Source organism: Streptomyces sp. NPDC056452, assembly GCF_042796085.1.
In the GTDB taxonomy this organism is placed as follows: domain Bacteria; phylum Actinomycetota; class Actinomycetes; order Streptomycetales; family Streptomycetaceae; genus Streptomyces.
Genome location: NZ_JBHTRI010000010.1, coordinates 80,083 through 93,885 on the forward strand (window position 1 = coordinate 80,083; position 13,803 = coordinate 93,885).

The following is a 13,803-nucleotide window of genomic DNA, read 5'->3' on the forward strand; positions in this document are numbered from 1 at the left end:
GCGACGCGGGGCCCTCCTACGCGTGCGGCCCCACGGTCACCTTGCCCACCGTCAGCGCGGGCCTGCCCTCCAGTACCGTGCCCACCCGCTCCACCTGCTCCTCCAGTGCCCGCAGGTGCGCGGCCCCGAGGACGGACAGCGGCTCCACCGTCACGGCGATCCGCTTGCCCGACCGGCGCTGGTGCCAGACGCCGGCGACCGTGCCGTCCACGAGCAGCACCGGGAAGTTGCCCGCCTGCCCGCCCGCGAGCGCGCGCTCGTACGCCGCGCCGGGGAACAGCCGCTCACGGGGGAAAGAGGCGATCGTGAACGCGTCGAAGTAGGGGAGCAGGCGCACGCCGTGCGCGGGGGCCGCCGGGAATTCGGTGTCGCCCGCCGCCACCCAGGCGGTCCCGCTGTCCTCGAAGGCCACCGCCTCGATCGTGCCGTCCCCGGCCAGGGTCTCGAAGAGCTCTCCGGCCCAGCCGCGCGGCGCGGCGAGCCACCGGGCGAAGTGGGCGGGGGTGGCGGGGCCGTACGCGTACAGGTAGCGCCGCACGAGCACGGCCAGCGCCTCGGGGCCGGGCAGCGGCACATGGCCGGGGTTGGTGTAGGTGGCCTTGCGGCCCCGGTTCGGGGCGTAGCACAGGGCGCCCCGGTGACCGGCCAGGTGCAGCACCTGGCGCCAGCGCGGCCACATGTCCTGGAACCCGGGCATCACCAGGTCCCCGGCCCAGGGCCCGGTACGGGCCACGACCTCCTCGGAGAGCTCGTCGATCGTCAGTTCGGCACCGGTCAGCGCGTCGGACACCGCCGCCACGACGGCCTCGACCTGGTCCGGCGTCATCCGGGCGTCCTTCGGGAACGGGCTCGTCCCGGTCGGTACGGCGGAGAGGGCACCGGTCCAGAGGGGGAGGTCGGCGGCGGGCAGCAGGTGCACCGTGCCGCGCGGGCCGAACGTCTTGACGAGGGTCCGGTCGGTCCACAGCGCCGTGCGCACATCGGCCCGGGTCGACCCGGCCGTACGCAGGCCGACCGAGAGTTCCGCGGCGGACAGCACCTGGGCGTGCGCGCCGAGCATGGCGGCGACGGCTTCCGCGGGGGAGGAGGCAGGCGCGGGCAAGGAGGAAGCGGTGCCCGGGGAGCGGCCGGTGTCCTCGGTCAGGGACTGCCGGGCCAGCCGCCTGGCATTCGCCTCGGGCCAGTTCACGGTCACGGTGCGGGCGCGTGTCGTCATGGACCGAACCTAGGACGTCAACAGGACAGTTCCGGTCCTGTACGGCTGGGGCGCGGAGCTTTCGGGTGCCGGAATCCGTGCTCACAGCGAAGTCCGGCGAACTCGGAGAGTAATTATGGAGTGGCGTGGCACGCAGCATCACTTACGAAGGGTTATGGTGGAAACCCCCCCTCGGGCCGGTCCGTAACCCCCCCCACGGACCGGCCCGTTTTTTTGTGGCCGGGCTGTGTTACCCCTGTGGCTCCTGTGCAGAAGCGGTATCGGCCCCGTGTCCGGGACCGGTTCCTCAGCCCCGGTTGGCCCAGATGTTCGTGCTCGCGGTGTCCACCGCGAAGGTGTCGATCTCCTTCAGTTCGGCCGCGGAGAGCGCCGGTGCCCCGAGCGCTGCCACGTTCTCCTCCAGCTGCTTCACACTCGACGCGCCGATGAGGGCCGACGTCATGCGGCTGTCCCGCAGCACCCAGTTCAGCGCCAGCTGTGCGAGGGACTGGCCGCGGCGCACGGCGATGTCGTTCAGCCCGCGCAGACGGCGCACCATCTCGTCGGAGAGAAGGTCCGGGTCCAGGGACTTGCCCTGCGAGGCGCGCGAACCCTCCGGGATGCCCTTGAGGTACTTGCCCGTGAGCAGCCCCTGGGCGAGCGGCGCGAAGGAGATGCAGCCCATGCCGGCCGTCTCCAGCGTGTCGAGCAGCCCGTCGGACTCCACCCAGCGGTTCACCATCGAGTAGGACGGCTGGTGGATCAGGGCGGGCACGCCCATCTCCCGCAGCAGCCGGGCCGCCTCGGCGGTCTGTGCGGCGTTGTACGAGGAGACACCCGCGTACAGCGCCTTGCCCTGGCGCACGGCGGAGGCGAGCGCCCCCATCGTCTCCTCGAGCGGCGTGTCGGGGTCGAAGCGGTGGGAGTAGAAGATGTCGACGTGGTCGAGCCGCATCCGCTTCAGCGAGGCGTCGAGCGAGGACAGCAGGTACTTGCGGGACCCCCACTCCCCGTACGGACCCGGATGCATCTCGTAACCGGCCTTGGTGGAGATGATCAGCTCGTCCCGGTACGGGGCGAAGTCCTGCCGGAAGAGTTTGCCGAAGTTGAGCTCGGCGGAGCCGGGCGGCGGACCGTAGTTATTGGCCAGATCGAAGTGGGTCACGCCGAGATCGAAGGCGCGGCGGAGGATGGCCCGCTGGGAGCCGAGGCTGCGGTCGTCGCCGAAGTTGTGCCACAGGCCCAGCGAGACGGCGGGGAGCTTGAGCCCGCTGCGTCCTGTGCGGCGGTACTCCATGGAGTCGTAGCGCGACTCGGCGGCGATATGGGGGAGGGAATCAGTCACGTTTCTCTCCTTATCACGGACTTGTGACAGACCGGGTTGGGCCCTTACCACTCGTGCGCAGTAATGTGGCGGCTTCGGGAAATGCCGATGCGCGGCGCGAGAGTGTGATGTGCGGACCGTGCGGGATTCCCCCCCCGGGGACCGCCCCGGACCCCCGGCGACGGGGAGGACGGGCCTGCGGCCCGTACGGAACCGAGAGGGTGAACTCAGTGAACTTGCGCGACCTGGTGTACGGGCTCTACGCACGCCGGGTGGAAGGCCGCCTGGATCACGCGCAGGTGCCCAAGCACATCGGAGTCATCCTCGACGGCAACCGGCGCTGGGCGAAGGCCTCGGGCGGCTCGGCCGTGCAGGGACACCAGGCGGGCGCGGACAAGATCTCCGAGCTGCTCGGCTGGTGCAGTGAGACCGAGGTCGAGGTCGTCACCCTCTGGCTGCTCTCCACGGACAACTTCGACCGGCCCGAGGCGGAGCTCATCCCGCTGCTCGGCATCATCGAGAACACCGTGCGCAACCTGGCGGCCGACGGGCGGTGGCGTGTCCACCACGTCGGCACGCTCGACCTGCTGCCGGCGCGGACCCAGACCGTCCTCAAGGAGGCGGAGGAGGCCACGGCCGGCATCGACGGGATAATCGTCAATGTCGCGGTCGGCTACGGGGGGCGCCAGGAGATCGCGGACGCGGTGCGGTCCCTGCTGCTGGACCACTCCGCCAAGGGCACCACCTTCGAGGAGCTCGCGGAGGTCGTCTCCACGGACCTCATCTCCGAGCACCTCTACACCCGCGGACAGCCCGACCCGGACCTGGTGATCCGGACCAGTGGCGAGCAGCGGCTGTCCGGCTTCATGCTCTGGCAGAGCGCCCATTCGGAGTACTACTTCTGCGAGGTCTTCTGGCCGGCCTTCCGCAAGGTCGACTTCCTCCGCGCCCTGCGCGACTACGCGGCCCGCCACCGCCGCTACGGCGCCTGACGGCCGAGTCGGGCCCGTCCCGCGATTGACGGCACGACAACCACGGGCGGCGCCCGCGGAACCCGGGCCGAAGTGCTGGTCCACCCCACGCGCATGGCTTCGCGTGTTCGAGGGAATACCCCTGTCAGGTCGATATCCAGTCACAACCAGGCGGATGTCGCAGCCAAGTGAGCGGAGCCCAGTCCGCTCGCCCGGGAGGCCCTTTGCACACGAGGGACCGCACATCGTGCGGCCGACGCGGAGGGCCGGTGTTCGGCCCGCGCAAGGGGTCCGAACCCGGTCCGTCCTCTCCCTTTGGGAAGTTCCGCGACGTCCGTCGCACTCCCCGACCTCGTCCGAGGGGGTACGTCCTTCCGTGGTGACCAGCACTAAGCGCCGCATGCCCGACAGGCGCACCTATGTTCTCGACACCAGCGTCCTGCTGGCCGACCCCAATGCCATGGCCCGGTTCGACGAGCACGAAGTAGTGCTGCCGATCGTCGTGGTCACGGAGCTGGAGGCCAAACGGCACCACCCCGAACTCGGGTACTTCGCCCGGCAGGCCCTGCGCCTGCTGGACGACTTCCGCGTCCGGTACGGCCGGCTGGATGCCCCGATCCCCCTCGGGGATCTGGGCGGGACGCTCCGCGTCGAACTCAACCATTCCGACCCCGGTGTACTGCCCGCCGGCTACCGGTTGGGGGACAACGACTCACGGATTCTCGCGGTAGCGCGCAATCTGCAGGCCGAGGGGTACGACGTCACCGTCGTCTCCAAGGACCTGCCGCTCAGGATCAAGGCGTCATCGGTCGGCCTCCTCGCCGAGGAGTACCGCGCCGAACTCGCCATCACCGACTCCGGCTGGACAGGGATGTCCGAGCTGTCTCTCTCCGCCGAACAGGTCGATCTGCTGTTCACCGAGGAGACGCTCTACGTCCCCGAGGCGGCCGACCTCCCCGTACATACGGGACTCGTCCTCCAGTCCGAGCGCGGCAAGGCCCTGGGCAGGGTCACCGCCGAGGGCAATGTGCGCCTCGTGCGCGGCGACCGGGAGGCCTTCGGGATCCACGGCCGCAGCGCCGAGCAGCGCATCGCGCTCGATCTGCTCCTCGACCCGGACGTCGGCATCGTCTCGATGGGAGGCAGGGCGGGCACCGGCAAGTCGGCACTGGCGCTCTGCGCGGGCCTGGAGGCCGTGCTGGAGCGCAGGCAGCACCAGAAGGTGATGGTCTTCCGGCCGTTGTACGCGGTCGGCGGGCAGGAGCTCGGCTATCTCCCCGGCAGTGAGTCCGAGAAGATGAGCCCCTGGGCGCAGGCCGTCTTCGACACGCTGTCGGCGGTCGCCGGGCGCGAGGTCATCGAAGAGGTACTGGGGCGCGGGATGCTGGAGATCCTGCCGCTCACCCACATCCGGGGCCGCTCGCTCCACGACGCGTTCGTGATCGTGGACGAGGCGCAGTCGCTCGAACGGAATGTCCTGCTGACCGTGTTGTCCCGGATCGGGACGAATTCCCGCGTTGTGCTCACGCATGACGTGGCCCAGCGGGACAACCTCAGGGTCGGCCGGTACGACGGAGTCGTCGCCGTGGTCGAGAAGCTGAAGGGGCATCCGCTCTTCGCGCATGTCACGCTCACCCGCTCCGAGCGCTCGCAGATCGCCGCACTGGTGACCGAAATGCTGGAGGAAGGCCGGATCTGACACCGGAAGTCCCAAAGATGCCGCCCGGCGAGCCAAGGAGCTTAGCCGGGCGGCATCGTGTTGCGCCGTCATTTCCGAAAAACACTTGCTCCAAACGGGGTGTGACCTTTAACACGCAACACAGAATTGCAACGCCCCGTGTCCGTCCGGCAGAGTCTTGCTTCCGTCAGGCCCCGCATACGGCACTTGGGCACCTCCAGAGGCGCCACGCACCACACAACTCAACAATCGCCGTCCGTATGCCGCCCGCGAGCACCACGCGGCACTTCCGCAAGGAAGTTGCCCACCGGGCCCGTGCCTCCCGTGACCCAAGCAGTAGGGAGGCCAGCGTCAAGGGCACGATTGCGCCCGCGAGGTCACCTAAGCGGGCGATGCTGGAAGGACACCATGTGAGCCGGATCTCGGTCCGGGGGTTCGCCGTGGCATCTGCCACTGCGGTTACCACCGTAGGCGCCGTCGTCGGCGTTGCGTCGGGCAGCACTCCCGCTGCTGACGACAACTTCGAGGCTGCCGCAGCCGACACCACGCTGCTCGCAGACATTCCCGCGGGCCAGCAGGCCCAGGTTCAGACCGCTTCGTTGACGCAGCAGGCCGATGCACAGGCCTCCGCTGCCGACGCGGCGGCGAAGAAGTCTGCTGAAGAAACGGCCCGCATCCAGGCCGCCAAGGACGCCAAGTCGAAGAAGCAGGCGGCCGAGGACAAGCTGGAGGAGGAGCGCGAGGCGAAGGCGGAAGCCGACCGCGCGAGCCGCTCCGACGTCCGCGACGCCTCGTCGTTCTCGGCTCAGGGCTCCTACAGCGTGGCCGAAGTACAGGCGATGGCCCGCCAGATGATGCCGGCCGACCAGTTCCAGTGCTTCAGCAACATCGTGGAGAAAGAGTCGGGCTGGAACTACAAGGCGACCAACCCGTCCTCGGGCGCCTACGGCATCATGCAGGCCCTGCCCGGTTCCAAGATGGCGTCCGCGGGCGCCGACTGGCAGACCAACCCGGCCACCCAGATCAAGTGGGGCCTCAGCTACATGAACAGCGACCGCTACGGCAGCCCGTGTGCGGCCTGGTCGTTCTGGCAGGCCAACCACTGGTACTAGGAACCCCCGCGAGGTTCCGCTCTCAACCTCGTGAAGCCCCGCACCGTCATACGGTGCGGGGCTTCACGCGTGTACGGTCGATCCGAACAGCTCCGGGGGAGTGATGGGAGCAAGCGGGGGAAAGGGAAAGTTCATGTCAAAACTTCCGGGGTGGCTCGGGCGTCTGGGCGCCGAACTGACGCAGATCGGGGCGCGCCTGGAAGAGCGGCGCGCCGAGGACGAACGCCGGGACGACGCCGCTTCCGTGTCCTCCTCGACCCTCTCCACCGTGGCGGCCGCGAATGCGGCCGCCGCCGAGCAGGTGCCCCGCCCGCCCGCGTACGCCCCCTCCGTGGCCGCCAGGCCCGATCCGGTGGCGGCGATCCCCTGGGGGATGCGCGTCGCGGCGGAGGCCGGCTGGCGGCTGCTGGTGCTCGCGGGCACGCTCTGGGTGCTGATGCGGATCATCAGCGCCGTGCAGCTGGTCGTCCTGGCCTTCGTCGCCGCACTGCTCGTGACCGCCATGCTCCAGCCGACCGTCGTGCGGCTGAAACGGCTCGGACTGCCTCGCGGTCTCGCCACCGCCGTCACCGCGGTCCTCGGCTTCGTCGTCATGGGCCTGGTCGGCTGGTTCGTCGTGTGGCAGGTGATGGACAACCTCGACACGCTGTCCGACAGGGTGCGTGACGGCATCGACGAGCTGAAGCGCTGGCTCCTGGACAGCCCGTTCCATGTCACCGAGTCGCAGATCAACGACATCGCGAAGAACCTCAGCGACACCGTCGGCACCAACACCGAGGAGATCACCTCGGCCGGACTGCAGGGCGTCACCGTGATGGTGGAGGTCCTCACCGGGATACTGCTGGCGATGTTCTCGACGCTCTTCCTGCTGTACGACGGGAAGCGCATCTGGCAGTGGGTGCTCAAGCTGGTACCCGCCCAGGCCCGGCCGGGCGTCGCCGGCGCCGGACCGCGCGCCTGGCGCACGCTGACCGCCTATGTGCGGGGCACGGTGATCGTCGCCCTGATCGACGCGATCTTCATCGGACTCGGGATCTACTTCCTCGATGTGCCGATGGCGGTGCCGCTGGCCGTGTTCATCTTCCTCTTCGCGTTCATCCCACTGGTCGGCGCCGTGATCTCCGGGGCGCTCGCCGTGGTCGTCGCGCTCGTCACCCAGGGCGTGTTCACCGCGCTGATGGTGCTGATCGTGGTGCTGGCCGTGCAGCAGATCGAGGGCCACATCCTGCAGCCGTTCATCCTCGGCCGCGCGGTGCGCGTCCACCCGCTGGCCGTCGTCCTCTCGGTCGCGGCGGGCGGCATGATCGCCGGCATCGGCGGCGCGGTCGTCGCCGTACCGCTGGTCGCCGTGACGAACACGGTGGTCGGCTATCTGCGGGCGTACGGGCGGGAGGCCGCCCTGCGCCACTCGCCGCAGCCACACGGCGCGACGGCGATCGGAGTGGCGCCGACGGAGGCTCCCGGGGCACGGCGGGCCCGGGAGGCGCCCGCCGACGACGACGGGACGGACACGCAGGACGAGCCCGGGAAGCAGTAGGGCGCACGGACACATAAGAAGGGCCCCGGGGACGGTCGGTCGTCCTCGGGGCCCTTCTCGTACATGGGTACTGCGGGTGCTACTCGGCGAGCACGGCCTCGGCATCGAGGGTCACGCCGACAGCCTGGATCACCGAAGCGATCTTTACGGCTTCCTGAATGGTCTCACGGTCCACGCCGGCCTTGCGCAGCACCTGCTCGTGGGAGTCCAGGCACTGGCCGCAGCCGTTGATCGCGGAGACGGCGAGCGACCACAGTTCGAAGTCGACCTTCTCCACGCCCGGCTTGCCGATGACGTTCATCCGCAGGCCCGCACGGAGGTTCCCGTACTCGGGGTCCGACAGCAGGTGCCGGGTGCGGTAGAAGACGTTGTTCATCGCCATGACGGCCGCAGCCGACTTCGCCGCGGTGTACGCCTCGGCGGAGAGGTTGGCCTTCGCCTCCGGCTCGAGCTCACGCAGCACCTTCGGCGAGCGCGAGGCGATCGCGCAGGCCAGGACGGTGCCCCAGAGCTGCTGCTGAGGGAGCTCACTGTTCCCGATGACCGAGCCGAGGTTCAGCTTCAGGTCCTTGGCGAAGTCCGGGATCGCGGACTTCAGTTCGTCGAGTGCCATGGGGGTATCAGCTCACTCGCCCGAGAGGAGCGCGACCGGGTCGAGGGTGTTCTCGCCCTTGGTCCAGTTGCAGGGGCAGAGCTCGTCGGTCTGCAGGGCGTCGAGGACCCGCAGGACCTCCTTGGGGTTACGGCCCACGGAACCGGCGGTCACCATCGTGAACTGGATCTCGTTGTTCTGGTCGACGATGAAGACGGCGCGCTGGGCGAAGCCGTCCTCGCCCTCGATGCCGAGGTCACGCATGAGCTCGTGCTTCGAGTCGGCCAGCATGGGGAAGGGCAGGTCCGTCAGGTCCGGGTGGTCCTTGCGCCAGGCGTGGTGCACGAACTCGGAGTCACCGGAGAAGCCGAGGATCTGGGCGTCGCGGTCGGCGAACTCCTCGTTGAGCTTGCCGAAGGCGGCGATCTCGGTGGGGCACACGAAGGTGAAGTCCTTCGGCCATGCGAAGACGATCTTCCACTGACCCTCGTAGGTCTTGTGGTTGATCTGCTCGAACTCCTTGCCGGTCTCCAACGACACACAAGCGGTCAGGTCGAACTGGGGGAACTTGTCACCGACAGTGAGCACGCGCACTCCTTGAAGCATAGGAATTCCCTTTTTGGGGGTGTTCCTGGGGGTTGGACGGTCTCCACCTTGGCACAGAGTGCATTGATCACGGAAATAGCTACACTCGGTCGTGATGATCGGAGGTACCTATCAGTGGCGTACATAAATCAGGGCATCAGGGCCAAGCAGCCCAGCCTCTCGCAGCTGCGCGCCTTCGCGGCCGTCGCGGAGCATCTGCACTTCCGGGACGCGGCGGCAGCAATCGGGATGAGTCAGCCCGCACTCTCCGGAGCGGTGTCGGCGCTCGAGGTGGCACTGGGTGTCCAGCTCATCGAGCGTACGACGCGCAAGGTGCTGCTCTCGCCCGCCGGGGAGCGGCTCGCGGTGCGGGCCGACGCGGTGCTGGAGGCCGTGGGCGAGCTGATGGAGGAGGCGGAGGCGGTGCGGGCGCCGTTCACCGGGGTGCTCAGGCTCGGTGTGATCCCGACCGTCGCGCCGTACCTGCTGCCCGCGGTGCTGCGGCTGGTCCATGAGCGCTACCCCGAGCTGGACCTCCAGGTGCACGAGGAGCAGACCTCCTCGCTGCTGGAGGGGCTGGCGGCGGGGCGGCTGGACCTGCTGCTGCTCGCCGTCCCGCTCGGCATGCCCGGTGTCACCGAACTGCCGCTGTTCGACGAGGACTTCGTCCTCGTCATGGAGCAGGAGCACCGGCTGGGCGGGCGCACCGACATTCCGCGGGAGGCCCTGCGGGATCTGCCGCTGCTGCTGCTCGACGAGGGGCACTGCCTGCGCGACCAGGCGCTGGACATCTGCCGCGAGGCGGGGCGCACCGAGGGGGCGCCGGTGACGACGACCGCCGCGGGGCTCTCCACGCTGGTGCAGCTCGTCGCGGGCGGTCTCGGGGTGACGCTGCTGCCCCGGACGGCGGTGACGGTGGAGACCGGGCGCAACGAGGCGCTGGCCACCGGGTACTTCGCGGATCCGGCCCCCTCGCGGCGGATCGCCCTGGCGATCCGTACGGGGACGGCGCGGCACGAGGAGTTCGAGGAGTTCGCCGCGGCGCTGCGGGAGGCCCTGGTGACCCTTCCGGTACGGGTGCCGACGGCCGGCTGAGCGCGGTCCTGTCCCCGGGAGGACGGGACCGCGCCCGTGCGGCGTCACTCCGTACGCAGGCCGTCCGGGCGCATCATGCGCCACAGCAGGGGGAGCGACAGCAGGGTCACGGCCAGGACGATGCCCGCGCCCGTGCCCACCATCGGCAGGAACAGCCACCACTGCGTCACCGTCTTGGCGATCATCCAGGTCAGCACGGCGCCGAGCCCGAGGCCGCCCACGAGCGCGGCCAGCAGGCCGATGACCACCGGGACGGCGGTCTGCCAGAGCACCGACCAGCCCAGGGTGACGCGCCTGGTGCCGAAGGCGACCAGGACCGACAGCAGCCGCTTGCGCTCCCGGAGCTGCTCCAGCTGGGAGACCAGCATGGACGCGGCGATCAGCAGCAGGGTCGCCGCGGCACCGAACCGGAGGCCGGTCTGCACGCTCGCGTACTGCCGGTCGCGCGTCACCGAGGTCAGGGTGCCGACCCGCATCCCGGGGTCGATCCTGGCCGCCGTGTTCCGCACGTACTCGGCTGCGTCCTCGACGCTCCCGTCGACCCGGATCTGCGCCATGGTCTGGGCGTTCGGCAACGTACGCGGGTCGATCGCGCCGACCGTCGCCATGATGCCCCAGTGGTCCTCGCCCAGCGGATCGCGGGCAGAGGTCACGGTCCGTGCATCGGCGGGCAGTGTCCACCGCAGGGGCTTCGCGCCGGCCGCGGTGCCGACGGTGGGGTCGAGCTCGATCTCCTCGCCCTTGCGTGCCGTCTGGTCGACCCAGTCGGACATCTCCCTGTCACCCCTCGGATGGACGACGAAGACGTCTCCGTCCTTGCAGGAGGTGATCTCGGCGATCTCCATCAGGGTCGCGCAGTCACCGATGCTGAGTGAGGTGGTGGGCTGTATCTCGTCGGCCGTGTACGTCCCCGGCCGGGTCACGTACGTCTCGACCGTCCCGATGACGGTTTCCACCCCCTTGGTGGCCCGGAACGCCTCGACGGTGCGGGTGGCCGCGTCCCCGGAGACCTTCTCGGAGTACGTGTGGAACTGGGCGCGCGAGGGGTCCTGCCCCGTGACCCGCTCGAAGTCGTCGGCCATGGCGGCGAACAGCATCTGCAGGGCCACCGCCCCCGCCACCGCGACCGTGATCCCGCTGACCGCGCGGGTCGCCGCCCCGCTGTTCAGCTGGAGCCGGCGGACGGCGAGCTGCCAGGGCACCGGGCCGCCGCGCAGCCGGTTCACGAACGCCTCGACGAGCCAGGGCAGCAGCAGCGCCAGCCCGACCAGGACCAGTACGGCGCCGGCCGCGATCGGGTACGGGCTGACGGGCGTGGCCTCGTCGACCCTGCCGGTGAGTCCCAGCACCACGAGACCCAGTGCGGGCATGAGCAGACGCCACCACAGGCGGCGCCTGCGGGCACGGGCGCCCCGTACGACACCGAGCGGTTCGATGACCACGGACCGCAGGGCGGCCAGGGTGACGAACACGGCGGCGAGGGGCACCGCGACGGCGATCAGCGCGGCCAGCCACGGGGCGGGCACCAGATCGGACGGGAAGGCGCTGTGGTCCCACAGCTCGACGGAGCCCACGAACGATCGGCCCACCAGGAAGAACACCAGGCCGGCCAGCAGACCGAGCACCGAGCCGAACAACGCCTCACCGGCCGCGATCCGGCGGGTCGACCGGATATCCGTACCGACCAGGCGCAGCGCGGCGAGCCGGCGGTCGCGGCGGTCGCCGCCGAACCGTACGGCCGTGGCGATGAAGATCGCGACGGGCACCAGCAGGACGACGCAGATGATGATGACCAGCACGACCAGGAGGGGCGGGAGCCGATCGCCCTCGGTGTCGTTCCCGTACCCGGCCAGCCGGTGGCCGCCGGCGGCGGTGGTCAGGCTGTCGCTGCCCGCGTAGAAGAGCAGCTCGCCCGGGGAGAGCAGACCCGGATCGCCGATCGTTCCGGAGATCCGGTACGGCAGCCGCTCCCTGAGGAGTTCGCCCTCGGAGGACGCCAGCAGTTCCCGGAGGGCGGGGGAGACCACCATTTCCTGCGGACCGGGGAAGCCCGCGACTCCGGGCGGGGTGGCCGGTCGGGTGCCCTCCGCGCGCATCAGGAACCCGCCGACGGAGCGGCCGCGGTACTCCGTCTCCGCACTGATCCGCAGGACCGTGCTGTCCGACTTCCGGACGTCGGCCTCGCGCGAGGCCGCGACCTCCTCGCGGGCACGCTCACGAGCGGAGCGCTGGTCCAGCAGTTGGGGGACGGACGAGGCGGCCAGCAGCAGGGCCACGCCCAGGCCGACGCCCACGGCGGTGAGCGCGGTCCGTGCCCAGCCCTCGCGCCCGCCCGCGGCGGCGAAGCGTATGCCGAGGCCGAGATCGCGCAGCCAGGTCATACGGCGTACTCCGCATCGCGGGAGCGGCCGTCGCGCACGACGACGTCGCGGTCCGAGTACGCGGCGACCCGCGCCTCGTGCGTCACGAGGACGACGGCCGTGTTGGCCGACCGTGCGCACTCGGTGAGCAGTTCCATGATGCGCTCGCCGTTGAGGGAGTCCAGCGCGCCGGTCGGCTCGTCCGCGAAGACCACCTTGGGCGATGCGACGAGGGCACGGGCCACGGCGACGCGCTGGCCCTGACCGCCGGAGACCTCGCCGGGACGCTGGGCGGCCAGGCCGTCGACCTCGAGGCGCTCCATCCACTGCAGGGCCGTGCGCTCGGCCTCCTTGCGCCGGGTGCCGTTCAGCCGGAGCGGCAGGGCGACGTTCTCCACGCAGGTCAGCTCGGGGACGAGCTGGCCGAACTGGAACACGAAGCCGAAATCGCTGCGCCGCAGGGCACTTCGTTGCGCGTCCGACATGGCGGAGAGCTCACGGCCCGCGTAGGTGACGGTGCCCGAGTCGGGGGTGATGATCCCGGCGAGGCAGTGCAGGAGGGTCGACTTGCCGGAGCCGGAGGGGCCCATGACCGCGACGACCTCGCCGGGGTGGACGGAGAACGAGGCGCCGTCGAGCGCGGCCGTCGAACCGTAGGTCTTGCGCAGGTCGTGGGCGACGAGCAGGGAGCCGGCCGGGGTCACGCCGCCACCACCGCGGCGAGCTGGTCCAGGCGGGCCGCGGTCAGCTCCAGCCAGCGCAGGTCCGCCTCGAGGTGGAAGAGGGCGTGGTCGCAGATCAGCTGGTCGGCGAGGTCGCCCTTGCGCTTGCGGTCGGTGAGGATGCGCATCAGGCGCAGGTGCTCGGAGCGCTGGGCGTCCAGCAGATCGGCGGCGCTGCGGCCGGTGAGCAGGGCCAGGACGACCTTCGTGTACAGGGTCGACTGGAGATACGGCTCCGGCTTCTCCGGCTGCGCCAGCCAGGTGGTGACGTCGGTGATGCCGGCGTCGGTGATGGCGTAGCGCTTGCGCTCGGGGCCGCCGTCGGACTCGACGCCGTCGACCTCGACGAGCCCGTTCTTCAGCAGCCGGGACATGGTCGCGTAGACCTGGCCGTAGTGGAGGGGCCGGTCGTGGCCGAACTTGTCGTCGAAGGCGCGCTTGAGGTCGTAGCCGTGGCGGGGGCCGGATTCGAGGAGCCCGAGGAGGGTGTGACCGATTGACATGGCGGCACTCTACATCGCGTGTATACCTCGCGCGTATACGGGTGCGGGGGCCACCCCGGGGGCCCTGCCCCCGGACCCCCGGGTCCTCAATCGCCGGACGGGCCTGATCCGGCACCCCGCACATTCAAG

At 70.2% G+C, this 13,803-nt stretch carries 12 protein-coding genes; 5 read left to right on the forward strand and 7 right to left on the reverse strand.

What is annotated here, in order from left to right:
* Positions 1-16: 16 nt before the first annotated feature.
* Together ACFQ6X_RS12620 and mgrA are read right to left on the reverse strand one after the other, a co-directional pair.
* A complete protein-coding gene (locus tag ACFQ6X_RS12620) occupies positions 17-1,216 on the reverse strand; it encodes a winged helix DNA-binding domain-containing protein (RefSeq protein WP_383180106.1) in 1,200 nt (399 codons plus the stop codon).
* Between the two features lie 286 nt (positions 1,217-1,502).
* On the reverse strand, positions 1,503-2,540 hold the full coding sequence (gene mgrA, locus ACFQ6X_RS12625; protein ID WP_383180109.1) for an L-glyceraldehyde 3-phosphate reductase: 1,038 nt from the start codon (positions 2,538-2,540) through the stop codon (positions 1,503-1,505).
* Positions 2,541-2,749: 209 nt separating this feature from the next.
* Here mgrA and ACFQ6X_RS12630 point away from each other — a divergent pair, with 209 nt between their 5' ends.
* The 4 genes from ACFQ6X_RS12630 (at position 2,750) to ACFQ6X_RS12645 (ending at position 7,817) form a co-directional block, all read left to right on the forward strand.
* Positions 2,750-3,511: an isoprenyl transferase gene (locus tag ACFQ6X_RS12630; protein WP_329207846.1), complete on the forward strand. Its 762-nt coding sequence runs from the start codon at positions 2,750-2,752 to the stop codon at positions 3,509-3,511.
* Positions 3,512-3,866: 355 nt separating this feature from the next.
* Entirely contained in the window at positions 3,867-5,189 is a 1,323-nt protein-coding gene (locus ACFQ6X_RS12635) for a PhoH family protein (protein ID WP_383180112.1), read from the forward strand.
* A 389-nt stretch (positions 5,190-5,578) separates the two neighbouring features.
* Entirely contained in the window at positions 5,579-6,280 is a 702-nt protein-coding gene (locus tag ACFQ6X_RS12640; RefSeq protein WP_351167502.1) for a transglycosylase SLT domain-containing protein, read from the forward strand.
* Positions 6,281-6,413: 133 nt separating this feature from the next.
* Positions 6,414-7,817, forward strand: coding sequence for an AI-2E family transporter (locus ACFQ6X_RS12645; protein WP_383180116.1), 1,404 nt, complete (start codon positions 6,414-6,416; stop codon positions 7,815-7,817).
* 79 nt (positions 7,818-7,896) lie between these two features.
* Here ACFQ6X_RS12645 and ACFQ6X_RS12650 read toward each other — a convergent pair whose 3' ends face one another.
* Positions 7,897-8,430, reverse strand: a complete 534-nt coding sequence (locus ACFQ6X_RS12650; RefSeq protein ID WP_383180119.1) for an alkyl hydroperoxide reductase — start codon at positions 8,428-8,430, stop codon at positions 7,897-7,899.
* A 12-nt stretch (positions 8,431-8,442) separates the two neighbouring features.
* A complete protein-coding gene (locus tag ACFQ6X_RS12655; RefSeq protein ID WP_329207840.1) occupies positions 8,443-8,997 on the reverse strand; it encodes a peroxiredoxin in 555 nt (184 codons plus the stop codon).
* A gap of 132 nt (positions 8,998-9,129) precedes the next feature.
* On the opposite strand from ACFQ6X_RS12655, the gene ACFQ6X_RS12660 reads away from it, so the two are divergent.
* Positions 9,130-10,089, forward strand: coding sequence for a hydrogen peroxide-inducible genes activator (locus ACFQ6X_RS12660; protein WP_383180123.1), 960 nt, complete (start codon positions 9,130-9,132; stop codon positions 10,087-10,089).
* 44 nt (positions 10,090-10,133) lie between these two features.
* Here ACFQ6X_RS12660 and ACFQ6X_RS12665 read toward each other — a convergent pair whose 3' ends face one another.
* From ACFQ6X_RS12665 to ACFQ6X_RS12675, 3 genes are read right to left on the reverse strand one after another with little or no spacing between them, the layout of a single operon-like run.
* A complete protein-coding gene (locus ACFQ6X_RS12665) occupies positions 10,134-12,470 on the reverse strand; it encodes an ABC transporter permease (protein WP_383180126.1) in 2,337 nt (778 codons plus the stop codon).
* A complete protein-coding gene (locus ACFQ6X_RS12670; RefSeq protein ID WP_383180129.1) occupies positions 12,467-13,153 on the reverse strand; it encodes an ABC transporter ATP-binding protein in 687 nt (228 codons plus the stop codon). Before ACFQ6X_RS12670 ends, ACFQ6X_RS12665 begins: the two co-directional genes overlap by 4 nt.
* On the reverse strand, positions 13,150-13,674 hold the full coding sequence (locus ACFQ6X_RS12675; protein WP_383180132.1) for a PadR family transcriptional regulator: 525 nt from the start codon (positions 13,672-13,674) through the stop codon (positions 13,150-13,152). The genes ACFQ6X_RS12670 and ACFQ6X_RS12675 overlap by 4 nt, the downstream gene beginning before the upstream one ends.
* Positions 13,675-13,803: the final 129 nt, after the last annotated feature.